Annotated in this window: 16 protein-coding genes; 7 read left to right on the top strand and 9 right to left on the bottom strand. The window is 53.2% G+C overall.

The window, feature by feature from the left end:
* Positions 1 to 36 precede the first annotated feature (36 nt).
* From OOF89_RS20940 to OOF89_RS24675, 3 genes are all read left to right on the top strand, one after another.
* The gene (locus tag OOF89_RS20940) at positions 37 to 204 is read left to right on the top strand and encodes a DUF1931 domain-containing protein (protein ID WP_266082620.1); all 168 of its coding nucleotides are present in this window, start codon (positions 37 to 39) and stop codon (positions 202 to 204) included.
* A gap of 1,203 nt (positions 205 to 1,407) precedes the next feature.
* The gene (locus OOF89_RS20935; protein WP_266082618.1) at positions 1,408 to 2,571 is read left to right on the top strand and encodes a thiolase family protein; all 1,164 of its coding nucleotides are present in this window, start codon (positions 1,408 to 1,410) and stop codon (positions 2,569 to 2,571) included.
* Positions 2,561 to 2,968 carry a Zn-ribbon domain-containing OB-fold protein gene (locus OOF89_RS24675; RefSeq protein ID WP_407661672.1) on the top strand — a complete coding sequence of 136 codons (408 nt, stop codon included), beginning with the start codon at positions 2,561 to 2,563 and terminating at the stop codon, positions 2,966 to 2,968. The genes OOF89_RS20935 and OOF89_RS24675 overlap by 11 nt, the downstream gene beginning before the upstream one ends.
* 439 nt (positions 2,969 to 3,407) lie before the next feature.
* Here OOF89_RS24675 and OOF89_RS20930 read toward each other — a convergent pair whose 3' ends face one another.
* Positions 3,408 to 3,587, bottom strand: a complete 180-nt coding sequence (locus OOF89_RS20930; RefSeq protein WP_266082616.1) for a hypothetical protein — start codon at positions 3,585 to 3,587, stop codon at positions 3,408 to 3,410.
* A 76-nt stretch (positions 3,588 to 3,663) separates the two neighbouring features.
* Here OOF89_RS20930 and OOF89_RS20925 point away from each other — a divergent pair, with 76 nt between their 5' ends.
* A complete protein-coding gene (locus tag OOF89_RS20925; RefSeq protein WP_266082614.1) occupies positions 3,664 to 4,260 on the top strand; it encodes a TetR/AcrR family transcriptional regulator in 597 nt (198 codons plus the stop codon).
* Positions 4,257 to 5,771, top strand: coding sequence for an MATE family efflux transporter (locus tag OOF89_RS20920; protein ID WP_266082612.1), 1,515 nt, complete (start codon positions 4,257 to 4,259; stop codon positions 5,769 to 5,771). The genes OOF89_RS20925 and OOF89_RS20920 overlap by 4 nt, the downstream gene beginning before the upstream one ends.
* A gap of 601 nt (positions 5,772 to 6,372) precedes the next feature.
* Here OOF89_RS20920 and OOF89_RS20915 read toward each other — a convergent pair.
* Complete coding sequence (locus tag OOF89_RS20915; protein ID WP_266082610.1) at positions 6,373 to 6,771, bottom strand: PIN domain-containing protein; 399 nt, start codon at positions 6,769 to 6,771, stop codon at positions 6,373 to 6,375.
* Positions 6,768 to 6,965 (bottom strand): DUF7557 family protein, encoded by a 198-nt coding sequence (locus OOF89_RS20910; protein WP_266082609.1) that lies wholly within the window; start codon positions 6,963 to 6,965, stop codon positions 6,768 to 6,770. Before OOF89_RS20910 ends, OOF89_RS20915 begins: the two co-directional genes overlap by 4 nt.
* Before the next feature lie 165 nt (positions 6,966 to 7,130).
* Here OOF89_RS20910 and OOF89_RS20905 point away from each other — a divergent pair, with 165 nt between their 5' ends.
* Complete coding sequence (locus tag OOF89_RS20905) at positions 7,131 to 7,328, top strand: hypothetical protein (protein WP_266082606.1); 198 nt, start codon at positions 7,131 to 7,133, stop codon at positions 7,326 to 7,328.
* A 273-nt stretch (positions 7,329 to 7,601) separates the two neighbouring features.
* Here OOF89_RS20905 and bioD read toward each other — a convergent pair whose 3' ends face one another.
* The 6 genes from bioD to OOF89_RS20875 form a co-directional block, all read right to left on the bottom strand.
* Positions 7,602 to 8,273, bottom strand: coding sequence for a dethiobiotin synthase (gene bioD, locus OOF89_RS20900; protein ID WP_266082604.1), 672 nt, complete (start codon positions 8,271 to 8,273; stop codon positions 7,602 to 7,604).
* Entirely contained in the window at positions 8,270 to 9,526 is a 1,257-nt protein-coding gene (locus OOF89_RS20895) for an aminotransferase class I/II-fold pyridoxal phosphate-dependent enzyme (protein ID WP_266082603.1), read from the bottom strand. The genes bioD and OOF89_RS20895 overlap by 4 nt, the downstream gene beginning before the upstream one ends.
* A complete protein-coding gene (locus OOF89_RS20890; RefSeq protein ID WP_266082602.1) occupies positions 9,527 to 10,594 on the bottom strand; it encodes a saccharopine dehydrogenase family protein in 1,068 nt (355 codons plus the stop codon).
* A 1-nt stretch (position 10,595) separates the two neighbouring features.
* Positions 10,596 to 11,708: a biotin synthase BioB gene (gene bioB, locus OOF89_RS20885; RefSeq protein WP_266082600.1), complete on the bottom strand. Its 1,113-nt coding sequence runs from the start codon at positions 11,706 to 11,708 to the stop codon at positions 10,596 to 10,598.
* 444 nt (positions 11,709 to 12,152) lie between these two features.
* A complete protein-coding gene (locus tag OOF89_RS20880; RefSeq protein ID WP_266082796.1) occupies positions 12,153 to 12,737 on the bottom strand; it encodes an SDR family oxidoreductase in 585 nt (194 codons plus the stop codon).
* Positions 12,738 to 12,911: 174 nt separating this feature from the next.
* Complete coding sequence (locus OOF89_RS20875; RefSeq protein WP_266082598.1) at positions 12,912 to 13,280, bottom strand: helix-turn-helix domain-containing protein; 369 nt, start codon at positions 13,278 to 13,280, stop codon at positions 12,912 to 12,914.
* A gap of 372 nt (positions 13,281 to 13,652) precedes the next feature.
* Here OOF89_RS20875 and OOF89_RS20870 point away from each other — a divergent pair, with 372 nt between their 5' ends.
* Entirely contained in the window at positions 13,653 to 14,021 is a 369-nt protein-coding gene (locus OOF89_RS20870; protein WP_266082596.1) for a DoxX family protein, read from the top strand.
* Positions 14,022 to 14,096 lie beyond the last annotated feature (75 nt).

Here is a 14,096-nt window from a genome sequence, read left to right as displayed (position 1 = left end):
GTGACCACACCCATATTGTATCGTCTGGATGCTTGTATGGCTAAGTTGATTGTCAAAGCAGCAGTGAAGGAATTGCTTGAAGGACACAATGTGTCGAATGACCCCCACGATGCATTCGATAAGGAAGTTGCGACAGTGATCGAAAACACCGCCAGAGGGACTGAAGAAAACGATCGCAAAACCGCCCAGGCGCACGATTTATAGCGATCCACCGCCGCAAGGTAACATCCCCTGTTTTGTCGCTCACAGTACTCACTTCTTCAGAAGTTGACCGCTACTTCGACCGAATTCAGATCATACACCGAGCTTTGGGCTTCTTTGTCGAATCTTGTCGCTGGTTAGGACCCTGTGGCCTCTCGTTGAAGAATCTGACTGAGCGTATCCATGCGGTTCGGATCGTAGTGAGTGAGATCGTAGCGATTGCTATTGTTACGCTCACTGAATACCTCAATGATTTCAAATTCCACGAGTAAGGCAAGCAGATTCCCCACCATTTGCGGTGTCAGATTAGAATCGGAGAGATTTTCGCTCAGTTGTTTGGTAGAGGGATAGTTCCGCGAACAGACTTCCAGTGCCTCACGAATATTCCCGAGGTACGTTTTCAAGAGACCATATTTCGCAGGCGACGTTACCTGCAGGCTCTGTGCTTGCTGTTGGAGTGAGTCTGTCGTACACTTTGTGCAACTCTCTTCAATCATACTATAGTATACATTCCACAGCCATTTAACCAGAGATAAACGGAGAAAAACCGGCATGTAGTTGCATAAATTGGCACAGATGTTCAGCACACACACTCACTTATAGCTAATTTGCACTATACTCAGAGAGGTCGCGGCACCTGAATCGCACACAAGGACAACACCGAAGTTCACTATGCCCATACCAGTCACAGTTTGCTAGCTGGTCACTGTCGCTGTTATCTGAATGGGTTTCAAGTTCAATCCCAATCTGCGTCCCACCCCTCCGGGGGCGAAAAGTCACCTGCGGGACTGCGGCTTGTGGGTATAATTCCTGTGTGATCTCCGGAGAGTGTGCAATTTCTGTCCTAAACGAGGGATCGACTCGAACCCAATTAGGAACACGGGACAAAGATGTATTGCAACGGCTTTGTATGATCGCATCCATTTCTACGACGATTTCCTGAACGTCTACTTCTCAGAGGATGTAGAATGTATCTTCGGTATGGGCGATTATACCGTTGTAATAGAGGGTCACATTCGCGACGCCCCATCTCGAAGAAATGACACGGTCCACCGAAACCAACCCAATTAGTACCACCATGTTCCATCAGAAATATGGTATCTATTTCGTATGGCAGTACCGCTGATAGGTACTTTCAAATACGTTCTAGCATCAATGACTACCTCTAACCTTCTTTGGGATCGGTATCGTATGCGATTGAGACCAATGAACCCAGTGCTAATCGGGTATGGTGAAACGAGCGTCGGAGAGTCACTCGACTATAGATACGAAGAGCTGAACATGTGGGCGACACAGGAAGCCTTGCGTGACGTCGATCTCGAACCAGACGATATTGACGGGCTTATTGCGACTGCACCCTTTCGAACAGAGCGGTTTCCACTCCCTCGGCTGATCGAATATCTTGGAATTGCTCCACTCAATTTTGCAGAACTCACCGGCGTCGGTGGTGCATCCCACGTAAACTCGATCAACCGAGCGGCCAATGCAATTGAAAATGGACAGGCCGAAACGATCCTCATTGTCGCTGCAGATGCTCTTCATTCTGACATCGGACCACGAACAGTTATCGAAGAACTATCCGACAGTGTCAGCGAGTTCGAGGAACCCGCGAACATCGTTCCCTCGCTCTACGCCCATGTCGCAAACTGGCACCTCGATACGTTTGGGACGACACGGAAACAACTCGCCAAAATCGCAGCCATCGCTCATGAGCATGCGTCGTTACAACGGGCGGAACGTGCACACCGACAGGAAGCAAAATCAGCTGATGAGATTCTCGACGCTCCGATGGTTGCAACTCCATTGACCGCAGATCAGTGCGCTCTTATCTCCGATGGCGGAGCGGCATTCATCGTAACCACTGAAGAAAATGCCGCCGAGATCGATCAAGTACCAGTTCGATTGAAAGGGTTCGGTGCACGACATACCCACGACCACATCTCCCAGATGCCATCATTCGAAGAAACGGGAGCGGTAAAAGCAGGACAGCAAGCAATGGCCGAAGCAGCTGTCAGTCATGCTGATATCGACGTTCTTCAAATATACGATTGTTTTACGATTACCGTCCTTCGAATCCTCGAAGACCTCGGCTTCTGTGAACGCGGGAACGGTGGTGACCTCGTTGACAGTGGTGCTCTTCGATTAACTGGAAAATGGCCACTCAACACTCATGGCGGGGCGCTCGCCCAAGCACATCCGGGAATGCCCTGTGGGATCTTTCATATTACCGAAGCAATCCGTCAACTACAAGGACGTGCCGAAGCGGCGCAAGTCGAAGACGCATCGACGGCACTCGTCCATGGAAATGGGGGGATCTTCTCAACGCAAGCAGTAGCGATCCTCGAACGAGGTGAACGTCATGCCGACTAACAAGCCTATTCCGACACCGACGACCGAATACGAACGCCAATACTGGCAGCGTGTAGCTAACGGTGATGTTTGTATTGCCCACTGTCAGGCATGTGACCACGTCTATCATCCTCCACGCCGATACTGTCCAGACTGTTACTCAGACGAATGGGAATTCAAATCGATTGCAGGCACTGGAACGGTGTACGGTTATACAAGTATTCACCGCCCAACCCAGCGATTCGCATCAGACGCCCCAATCGTATCAGCTATCATCACGTTAGACGAAGGTCCACGACTCATGGGACGTGTCGCGTGTGAGTCTGAAGCAATTGCGGCCGGACGCCGGGTCTGTCTTGATACACCGAAACTCTCCTCGGACAATGTTCGTCTCACCTTCAAACTACTACCGAAGTAAATGACTCAGCAAATCAATTTCTGCAAAGTTGTTCAGCGAGTCTGAATCCACGTTCACAGTGACGTCTTTCCGAGAGATCGTGCATCGTGTCCATCGTCCGACGAGCGAGTTCCTGTGAGTATTTCTTGCTCACGCCGGACTCTTTGAGTCGAGTCTACTCGGCAGGGTCTGAGACATCAATATCTGCCCAAGTCTCACCACTTCCTTTCGATCAGAATGAGTAGCGATCGACCTCATCGCGTTCACACTACGCTTTCCCTGCAAGTTTGTCGGGTGTTTCTGAGTTCACGCCGAAACGCCAGATGTTGGTTTCGTTGCGGTGGCGTGGAGTATGCTAGTGGTCTCACGACAGGAGGTCTTGGAATCCTTCGAGTTCAGCCCGTGTCTCGCCGTAATCGGTCGGCCCGCACGAATAGTGTAACGGGTTTTTTATCCGATCTCAGTTCGCATCGAACCCAGCAACGTCATGCCACCGTTCCGCAAGTTCTTCGCGGCAGGGGTCGATGTTCGACTGCGTCGACATCGATCGGATGTCGATACTGTCAGCGGCGACACTGCGCGACGACTCCTTTGAACGCCCGGCCCCCTGCCCAGGATTTATCGGCTGAGCGGTGGGCAAGATGGTTCCACACGCATCTCGCCGGAACCGCAGGCCTTTTGATTGACCCAACAGTTTGACTAACTAGTCAGTCAGTATGAGCTCCGGAGAGTCAACCAGCGACATCGTCGTGGCGACCTACCGCGCACTCTGTAAGCATGGATACGCGGAGGTAACCATGGAGGATATCGCCGCGGAGACGGACAAGAGCAAATCGACCCTTCACTACCATTACGACAGCAAGCACGATCTACTGGTCTCGTTTTTCGACGACCTGCTGGAGAGTTTCACCGAACGGCTCGACGCCGTGGAGGGGGATACCGCACACGACCGCCTGTGGAACCTGATCGACACGGTGCTGTTTCCGCCGGACGACGACGCCCCGGATCGGGGCTTCCAGACGGCCGTGTTGGAACTAAAGGCACAGGGTCCCTACGACGAGGCGTTCCGCCAGCACCTGCAGGCCCATGACCGAACGCTACGGGAACACGTCGAGAACCATCTCGCGGCGGGCGTCGAGAACGGGGAATTCCGGGCCGACCTCGACGTCGAAGCGTCGGCGGATTTCCTCGTGACTGTGTTCAACGGTGCCCACGTCCGTAGCGTCGCGGTCGGGCGCTCTGTTGATGAGGCACGCGAGACCCTCCGGACCCACATCGACTCGATGATCGTCGCCGACGAGGGTGGGCAGTGAGCCTCCGCAACCGCCTGTCGGGTGCCCGCCGGCTGTTCGAGCGGGCGTTCAACCAGGAAGAGCTCGACTTGACGGAGGGCGGCATCGGCAGGCCGCTGTTCGTCCTCGCGATCCCGATCGTCATCACGAACCTGTTCCAGACCGCGTACAACCTCGCGGACACGTTCTGGGTGGGTCGCTACAGCACCGAGGCACTCGCCGCGATCAGCTTCGCGTTCCCGATGGTGTTCCTGCTGATCTCGCTAGGGATGGGGCTCTCGGTCGCGGGCAGCGTGATTATCGCCCAGAACATCGGTGCCGGAGACGAGCGCGAGGCCGACTACGCCGCCTCCCAAACCATCTCCTTCGCGGTCGTCACCTCGATCGTGCTGGGCACCGTCGGCTACTTCGTCGTGGAAACGCTGGTTCAGATCTATGGCGCCTCGCCCGACGTGAAGCCACTGGCGGTCAACTACATGGAGGTAATCTCGCTGGGGCTAGTGTTTATGTTCGGTTTCATCATGTTCATCTCCTTGATGCGCGGGGCGGGAGACACGGTGACGCCGATGATCGTGATGGGGATCTCGGTGGTCATCAACATCGTGCTCGACCCATTCTTCATTTTCGGGTTCCAGAACAACCCCCTGTTCGCGATGGTTGGGATGCCCGGATTACAGGAGCAGCTGTTCACGATGACGGGCTATACCGGCGACGGCCTCCGCGGCGCCGCGGTCGCGACCGTGCTCTCCCGGGCGGTTGCGTTCCTCATCGGCCTGTGGATCATGTACCGGGGCAATCAGGGCGTCCAAATCCGGCTGGGCGACATGGGACCGGATCTCGACTTCGCGCGGCGCATCCTCGATATCGGCGTCCCCGCCTCCGTCGAGGGCGTTGGGCGAGCGCTCTCGGTGAACCTCCTGCTGATCGTCGTCGGCCTGTTCGCCACCCCTGTGGTGTCGGCGTACGGGATCGGCACCCGCGTGCTCTCGGTGGTGTTTATGCCCGCCATCGCGATGGCCCGGGGCGTCGAGACGATGAGCGGCCAGAACATCGGTGCTGACAAGCCCGACCGCGCGGCCGCGACCGCCGCGTTCGCGTCGAAGGCGTCGTTCCTGATCCTCTCGGCGGTGGGCGTGATCGCGTTCGTCTGGGCCGAACCGATCGTCTCGATCTTCGTCGGCGGGGATCAGACCAACGCACAACGGGTGATCGAGGTCGGTGCACAGTTCATGCGGTTCGTCGCCCCTACGTTCGGCTTCATGGGGATCATGCGCGCCTACAACGGCAGCTTCCGCGGTGCCGGTAAGACCACCACGGCCGCGATCATTTCCGTGGGGACGCTGATGGTGTTCCGCCTGCCGATCGCGTGGCTGGGGTCCGAGACGCTCTCGCTGGGCCCGAACGGGCTCTGGCTGTCGTTCGCGCTCTCGAACGTGTTCGGCGCGACGGTCGCCTACCTCTGGTACCAGCGCGGGACGTGGCGGAACGCCAGCCTCGACCGTACCCCCGGTCCGACGCCGAGCGACGACTGACCCATTCGGATTCTTGATCGTCAGTTCCTGCGACGCCAACAGTAGGTCCATCGTCGAGTGACAGCAACAGCATCTCGTTCGCAGTTGGATCGGCCTAGTCAGCGAGGGACCGATTGTGGTCAGTTCCCCGTGTCGGCTGGTCTACCGCCAATCGGTTCGGCCTTGCGTGTCTCCATGCTCGACTAGTTGTTCAACAGTCCCGATAAGCTGCGACATGGTGCTTCCGCGTTTCAGAGAACGTAGAGAACAAACGGTTACATTCCGCTATAGACTGACATCTATTCCGGTCGAATTCAGATCACTCGACGCGCCTCGGGCTTCTTGTTTCAAATCTCGTCGCTCTCATGGAGTCGAGTGAAAACGTTATAGGCCGACCGTCGTGACCATCCAAGTTCTTTCGCGATCTTGCTCGTCATGTAGTATACACGGTCCGAAGGGACTGAGCAGTAGCGAGCAGATATTGATCGTTAGTACAGATGTTTCTCTGCGAAATTGTGGATGAAGGTTCGCGGGCGGAAACCCGCGAGATGACCTCACCAAAACCCAGGTGTACCTAATATCGAGATGAAGAATTATTGGTGTATGGTTTCACGAGAAGAGATTACTTTTTGGGGCTGAGATTCGTGACGTCCATTATCTCACTGAGATAATTGGTCTCGAAATCACGGTCGGCGACTACGAGTTCGTCCCCAGTGGATTTTGCAGTCGCAGCAATAAGCAGGTCGCGTGCAGCCATCCGTTGGCCATCATTCATCAACGTATCTTGCATCCGTGCTGCCTCCAATGCGATTTGCTCGTTCAATTCCAACGCTCGGACGCCACCGAATTGCTGACGCACTTCGACAACATCGGTCTTACCGCTACCAACTGTTCCATATAAAACCTCGAACACACAAAGTGAAGAGGTGAGATATGGTTGACCGCGTTCTTCTACGGCCTCAACTACATCGGGGACACCCTCTAGCATATCGATAATGACGGAACTATCAAGGAATGTCACCGCTTGAAGCTCTCCCGGGATCGTTTCACAGCCTCCCGCGCCCGTTCGGCGTCTTCCTTGTCCCAGGCACCGATATCGATGGGTTTCTCACTCTGTGCAAGGCGTTCAAGGAGCTCATCAAATGTTTCTTCGTCTCTTTTTAGACTCTTCAACATTCGTTTTGTCTCATCAGATACTCTGATCGACGTGCTCATGTGTATACGGACTGCATACAAACGTAATTAGTTTACGCTGACTCCCTGCCTGATGGGTTAGTACAGAACTGTTTGCGTTGCTATCCGAGTTGACCTCCTCCCGCGACTTTAAGCGGGGGAATTCCACAATGGGATTTCAGGCCGAGCGGGGCCCTAAGCAAGCACATGGCCGCCCTCGAAACCGCAACCGAAGAGGGAACGCTCGACGTATTCCCCTCGGAGGACGACAACGATACCGCACCAGACGACTGCGTCTGTGACGGTCTCAGTGGCTTCCCATGCTGGCCGTGCGTGCGAACGGGACGGAAAGAACTACCGAACGAACCACCACTTCAGCTCTTTTATCCATGGTACACTAAGTGACGGTCTCGGATATCACTGACCAGCGAATGCTCACGGAAAGCTTGAACGCTACGACCGACTCGACCGAGCACAATAGCACGCTACGATGGTCGCCGCCGAGCACTTCCCAGAGCTGCCGGTCGAGGCGACCGATTAAGTGGTTTTGTACTGTGTTCAGTAACAGGCAAGCGTCACAAAGTACATCCCTGAACGAACGAAGCGACGATTCTATCCGCGTAAGAGACCAACGAAAGATTGGATGGGAGACACTGGATCTGTGTAGAAACCAAGTGACTATTCGAAGTCTTCGAGAAGAGATTGCGAAAGATACTCAGTGGCACCTTCGACAGCTGCCCTTGGGTCAGTCAGGTCTAACGGTGGAAGAGTCCATACTTCTTGCTTAGTCATTTTCTCGATCATCTTCGGATTCGTCCGTTCGACGACAGTTGTACCGTCATACTCGTTGAGAACGATCCCGAGAATCGGAGTCTGCCGTTGACGGAGCGCCTCAACAGTCAACATCGTATGATTCAGTGTCCCGAGCCCTGATCGAGCAACCACCACCGCGGACAAATCCAAGTCAGCTACAAGGTCGATTACTTCCCGACCGTCAGCTAATGGGACTCGAAGACCACCGATACCTTCGACGACACCGCATTCCGCGTCGGCAATCGCCTGTTCACACTCGTTCAGTATCTTCGCATAGGAGAGGGTCACACCTTCTAGCTCGGCTGCCACTTCGGGAGCGAGAGCCGGTTTCAACCGCCGAAGACAGGCGGCCGCAGCTTCAGTCCCACAGGCCTCAGCAACGAATCCAGCGTCGTCGTCTGGGGGATAGCCAGTTTGGCATGGCTTAATCGCCTTTGCGTCAATACCATCTGTTCGAAGCATCCCCACGAGACCCGCGGTTACGACAGTTTTTCCAACGCCTGTGTCAGTTCCAACGACTACAAAATCATCGGTCATAGCAAATCTAGGTCTCGACCAGCTTTTCGGAAGGCCGTCAGACAGCGGTCAATGTCCTCGTTAGTATGACTTGCCATCGGTGCTACGCGAATCCGACTGGTTCCTTCAGGTACTGTTGGTGGTCGCATCCCTGGAGCAACGACGTTTTGCTCACGCAGACGATCATCCAAAGCCATCGTGTCTTCCCGATTACCAATAATGACCGGTAGGATCTGGGTTTCCCCCCAGACTTCATATCCCATCTCTTCGAGTCCATCGCGTAGCCATTCCACATTCCTCCATAGTTGCGCAGAGCGATCACCGCTGCGAGCGATAGACAACGCTTCGCGTGCCGCCGCTGCAGCCGGAGGTGCAAGCCCTGTCGAGAACACGAACGAACGGGCGGCGTTTAGCAGGTACTCGATTAGATCCTCGGAACCAGCAACATACCCACCCTGACTCGCAAAGGCTTTCGAAAGTGTACCCATCTGGATGTGAATCCGATCTGAGAGCCCTTCGTGTTGGACAATACCGCCACCGTCCTCGTACAGCCCAGTCGCATGTGCTTCGTCAACCATCAGCCATGCGTCGAACTCTTCAACAATAGTGCAGATCTTCCGTAACGGTGCTATGTCACCATCCATGCTAAAGACGGAGTCAGTGACGATTAGCCATGACTCGTCGGAATTTCCCTCGCGTGCTCGCTGCTCGAGTGTCACATGGAGGCTCTCGGGATCGCAGTGGTCGTACACTAATGTCTCCGCATTAGTCAGCCGGCAGCCATCGATGATGCTCGCGTGATTTAGCTCATCAGAAATGATAACATCAGGATTCAGTGCGGAGAGTACACCGACGTTAGTTACATAGCCCGATGAAAACACGAGCGATCGCTCAGTGTTCTTGGTCTCGGCGATGTCGCGTTCAAGGGCACGGTGGATTTGTGTGTCTCCAGTCACGAGCCGGCTCGCGCCTGCACCAGTTCCAATTTCTCGTGCTGCGGTAGCGGCAGCCTGTTGGACTCGTTTGTCAACCGTAAGCCCAAGATAGTTATTCGCCGCAAACACCAATTGATTCTCATCACCATATTCAGGCGGCAATCCCTTCGGATCGGGAGCCATGTGACTGCATGCGGCAACCTGATCAACCGGTGTAAGATTTCGCTTGAGAGTTTGTTGCTCGCGTTCGGCGAGACGTACTGATAGGTCGAATCCCCGTTTGTTATCCCGGTCTGCCTCAGCATTCGAACCCGTCCCGTGGTATGTGTCGCCGTACATTTAGAATCCGGGCATCAAATCTACAGGCCCAAAGACCCCATATTCACCCGCCTGGTTGCGACGAACACCGGTTTTCAAATACCCAAGGGCTGGTCCGTTAACATTCGCCTCCATACTCGTGTTATTGTCGAGCTGGAATGTGTTGGTTCCCGTTTCTCCGTCGAAGGTTTTCCCAGTGACGCGCACAGTTGTCGTTGTGGGTTTTTCATCAGATGTGACGTCAAGAATGCCACTGACAGTCACGTCTTCGGCGTTACAGATACCGGCTCGTTCCAAGAGTATGTCATCGGCGTGCTCCATGTCCTCGAATTCAAGGACGCCATCATGCTCGTCAATGATTGCCTCAATCTCCCCGTCACTCATGTCGCGGGCGTCCTGAATGTTGTACTCCGGCAGATGAGCGATATCTTCGCGAACGGTGCCACGATTGTCCTTATAACCGGATTTGAGACCGACACCCCACCAGATTTCGACCGCCTCGATCTCAACGAATGACTGGGCTGCGATAGCCGCTGCACCAGTAAGGAAACCGGGTGTCGCACCGGCACCACAGACGAACGTGATCCCCTTTTCCTTAAAAGTCTCCATTCGGTCGTCGAGCATGGTGATGACTCGTGAGCGCTTCAGCACGTCGACGAGAACGCCAGAATAGTTGGCCTCCGCAAAACGGTCGGCGACCCGTGGAATGAAGTCGTGTTCGAAGTTCGGAAGTGCGATAAGTACGGCGTCGATCTGTCCGCTCTCTGCAATAATATCGCCAATCGGTGTCTCCGAAGAATCAGCCTGAGAGGACGCAATAACTCCTCCATTTTCTCCAGTTTGCTTGATCCCACCTTTTACAGCCGTCGAACCGCCGTCTGTAGCTATATCACGATTTTCCGGATCGCTCGCGATATTTCCCTCCGTCGCCTTCAGTAATTCATCTACATCGAGCCCGTCGTGGTCGATGGCGACTCCGTGACGGTCACACGCCGCAACGGGTGTTAACGCCTCCTTGTCCTTCGAAACTTCAAGCGTTCGTCGACCGATACCACCTGTCCCGAGTACCGCGAAATTGATTTCGTCCATGCTAGTCGTCTAGTTTTATTTTGTTACTCGCATCTGCTGCCGTTTCGACTGAGGATTGCTCTCTCGTACGTTTCTTGACAGCCTCTATGTCATACTCATTTACTTCTAGGTTGGGTTCCAACCCAGCACGCTCTATCACTTCGATGTCTCCTCCGGGAGACTGGCCAGAAGTCGTGAGGTAATCTCCGGTCAGTATACCGTCGGCACCAGCCTCAAATGGCAAATGTTGTTCGTCTTTGCCGAGATTAACCTCACGACCACCGGTCAGTCGTACTCTGGCTTCAGGGTGGAGAAGCCGGTAGACAGCGATGGTTTTGATAATCTCTTCGGTGGAAATGTCTGCAGAATCTCCGAATTTGTCGCCGAGTGTTGTCCCCTCAACAGGATTGAGGATGTTTACTGGGAGTGAAGACACACCAATACTCTGGAGAGCAATGGCCGCATCCACTCGATCCGTGGGAGCCTCACCCATACCGAGAATAACGCCAGCACACAAGTCCATTCCTGCGTCTTTTGCTATTTCTAGGGTTTTGACTCGATCCTCAAAGGAGTGGCTATCAACGATTTCTGGGAAGAATCGCGGTGAAGTTTCAATATTGTGGTTATAGTGATTAATTCCTTCTTCCGCAAGGATTTGAGCTTCCTCTTCTGTAAGAATTCCAAGTGAAGCGTCGACCTCTACGTCGGTTTCGTCGCGAACCATTCGAATAGCTCGGAGTACCTCTCGCCATTCCTTCGGACGTTGTTCCTTGGAAACACCTTTTTCAGCGACAACAATACCAAACCGTTGGGCGCCATCACGTTCAGCTCGCGTTGCGGCAGCGAGTATTTCTTCCGGATCGAGAAATCCGTATGTGTCGATATCGGTGTCGAAATGGACTGATTGCGCACAGAATCCACAGTCTTCTGCACAGTTGCCCGCTTTTGCATTTACGATCGAGCAGGCATCGACAGTATCGTCGCCGAACTGCGAGCGTACGTAGTCAGCAGCGAATGCGAGCTCCTCAACTGGTTGTGCGATGAGCGCCAATCCATCGCGCCGGTCTAGCTGTTTACCTGTCAACACGCGCTCGACAGCATTATCTACCGTCGCATTCTCAATCTCGTCAACCACGAATCTAACGCCGGTTGACGAGAATAAAAGATTTATGCCATCGATATTACTATTATTGTTCAAGCTTATTTTGTTATGACAACATCTCGGCGATCCCGACTCACCTTCGTATAAATACAAATATAAATACAAATGTTGATTGAGGTATGGTACGATCCAACGTGCATAGTTGGATTTCCAAGACGGACGATACTATGATTTCACCCGTGTAAGACGCGTTCGAGTACCACGGCTGAGAACAGTTTAGTTCGACTGTTCGCCACGAACTCATTCGCGCTTGGCAGTACCACGAGTTCGGCGACGCGGATCACGGGCGGACGTTCACTCGCTGGACCGGCACGCTCGATACCTCGCAGCACTGCGAACGCTTCACCGCACCAAAGTCCTCGACTTTAACTTCTGATATTGTGCTGTGAGAATCATTTCTTAGTTCACTTGAGCATACTATTCAAGCTCTGCTAACGCTGTTTGGATCCGTGTCTCGCCTAAAAGGATTTCGAACGTCTCCCCATATGTACCTTCCATGGAGAGCGCAGTAACGAGTGTCTGTGCAACATCGGCACGCGGAATATCTCCACCTCGCTCAAGATCATCCCCAATTTTGATTTGACCAGTACTCGGCTCATTCGTTAACGGGCCTGGACGAACAATCGTATAGAGTAACTCACTCTCTTGGAATGCTTCGGGGCTCTCTTCGGGTGAGTCGGCATTGATTGAGCTTAGCATCACAAACCGTTCGACATCTTGATTTTCTGCAGCTTCAATCAAATTGAATCCTCCATCTCGATCAACTCCCCACACGTCATCGCCACCAGATCCGGCAGCAAAAATAATTGCATCACATCCTTCAACTGCATGCGACACATCCTGTGTGAGGTCTGCAACGACTGCCTCTGCTCCGAGATCTTCGATATCTTCTACGTGACGATCGTCTCGAACCATTCCTCGAACGGTGTGATCACTCTGCGCCAGTAGATTTGTAATGTGCTGTCCGACTTGACCGTGGGAGCCTGCAACGAGTACATCTATTATTCGTTCGGTATTGAAACGGTTGCCATTCCAAAGACTCTGGTGACCATACGCCTAATCAGGAAAATAGACGTCAGAAAGCTGCATTATCTCTACGCTTCTTCCCAGAAATAGATTAGACTCAATGTTCGCTCAATGGGCGGACACCCTCGACATTCCGTCTATCTTTATCACCTATGAGATGAACTCCTTGATGATTTGGCCTTCACCTCGATGCAGAACGCCACTAGCTGCCGATTGACTGACTCCGAACCTTTCTGCAAGCTCGACGAGCGTACAGCCACGTGGACTGTCGTAATAGCCGCGTTCAACCGCTTCAGTAATGAACTCTCGTTGACGCTCGGTGAGGAGTCCGCTCGCTCCGTATGATTGCGTGAGCGATAGAATCTCATAGGGGATGTCAGCCGCCGATAACTCGGTCGTGTATTCCGACAACTGCTCCTGTGAACCGATTAGTTCACTTGATAACCACCCATCTCGGATAATGATCGGAAATCGTGGAAGGTTCCCCGTCGCAAGCCTTGCCTCATACGTTGACGGCATCGAAAATATCAACTGGATCAATACTATTTCCTCGTCGGAATGGAGAACTTCGGACGAGTACACCTCCGGTGCGTCGTCGAACCGGCGAATGATGGCGTCCCTTTCTGATGTCGTTACTTCTATGATTTCGAGTACGCCGTTGTCTGTAGGATTGCTAGTTAGAATCTTAAACTCGGTGCTCGAAAAATCGGTTGAGACACTAGCCAGGAAATTATCGTCGTCTGCCCCAATCTTGGTTTTCAGGTGTACACGAGGCATACCACGCCAAAGTTGGATGACGAGTGGTTTAACAGACTCGCAGTGACTTAAAAGGGTGAATGTATTCACGCACAAATCCGTGGTCTCGCTTAGCGTAGCAAGTAGTGAATAGCCATGAATATACTTGAAACGGCCATCCCTATTGTGCAAGGACTGCTCGGACTCATCATGGTCGGTGCAGGCAGCGTGAAGATTATCGGCGTTGACATTGTGAAAAAGGATTTTAAGCGGTACGGCTACCCAGAGTGGTTTCGATTCGTTACCGGTGGCATCGAAGTTATTGGCGGTCTCGGGTTGCTCGTCGGTCTTCTATTCGCGCCGATTCTCGCTATTCTTGGTGGGGTCTTAATAGTCGCCACGATGATAGGGGCCATCCTGACGCATTTTTTCCGGGTTGATGATCCACTCTGGAGGTATGTTGGACCTTCAATATACTTCATCGCCGGACTCATCGTCACGATTTTTTCGCTACCTTCATTCTAAGTATTAAAATTACAACAGTAGTCTTCGTCTATTTCCGGACTCAATCGGCCACTCAACGATAGCAGATATCGTAAC

Source organism: Haladaptatus caseinilyticus, from assembly GCF_026248685.1.
In the GTDB taxonomy this organism is placed as follows: Archaea; Halobacteriota; Halobacteria; order Halobacteriales; family Haladaptataceae; genus Haladaptatus; species Haladaptatus caseinilyticus.
The sequence above is the reverse complement of the archived record's forward strand: the minus strand, read 5'-3'. Positions and strand labels throughout refer to the sequence as shown.

Coding starts and splice junctions, on each gene's coding strand:
- OOF89_RS20940 (WP_266082620.1), top strand. CDS start 37: ATGGCTAAGTTGATTGTCAAAGCAGCAGTGAAGGAATTGCTTGAAGGA.
- OOF89_RS20935 (WP_266082618.1), top strand. CDS start 1,408: ATGAACCCAGTGCTAATCGGGTATGGTGAAACGAGCGTCGGAGAGTCA.
- OOF89_RS24675 (WP_407661672.1), top strand. CDS start 2,561: ATGCCGACTAACAAGCCTATTCCGACACCGACGACCGAATACGAACGC.
- OOF89_RS20925 (WP_266082614.1), top strand. CDS start 3,664: ATGAGCTCCGGAGAGTCAACCAGCGACATCGTCGTGGCGACCTACCGC.
- OOF89_RS20910 (WP_266082609.1), bottom strand. CDS start 6,965: ATGAGCACGTCGATCAGAGTATCTGATGAGACAAAACGAATGTTGAAG.
- OOF89_RS20905 (WP_266082606.1), top strand. CDS start 7,131: ATGGCCGCCCTCGAAACCGCAACCGAAGAGGGAACGCTCGACGTATTC.
- bioD (WP_266082604.1), bottom strand. CDS start 8,273: ATGACCGATGATTTTGTAGTCGTTGGAACTGACACAGGCGTTGGAAAA.
- OOF89_RS20895 (WP_266082603.1), bottom strand. CDS start 9,526: ATGTACGGCGACACATACCACGGGACGGGTTCGAATGCTGAGGCAGAC.
- OOF89_RS20890 (WP_266082602.1), bottom strand. CDS start 10,594: ATGGACGAAATCAATTTCGCGGTACTCGGGACAGGTGGTATCGGTCGA.
- OOF89_RS20875 (WP_266082598.1), bottom strand. CDS start 13,280: ATGCCGTCAACGTATGAGGCAAGGCTTGCGACGGGGAACCTTCCACGA.
- OOF89_RS20870 (WP_266082596.1), top strand. CDS start 13,653: ATGAATATACTTGAAACGGCCATCCCTATTGTGCAAGGACTGCTCGGA.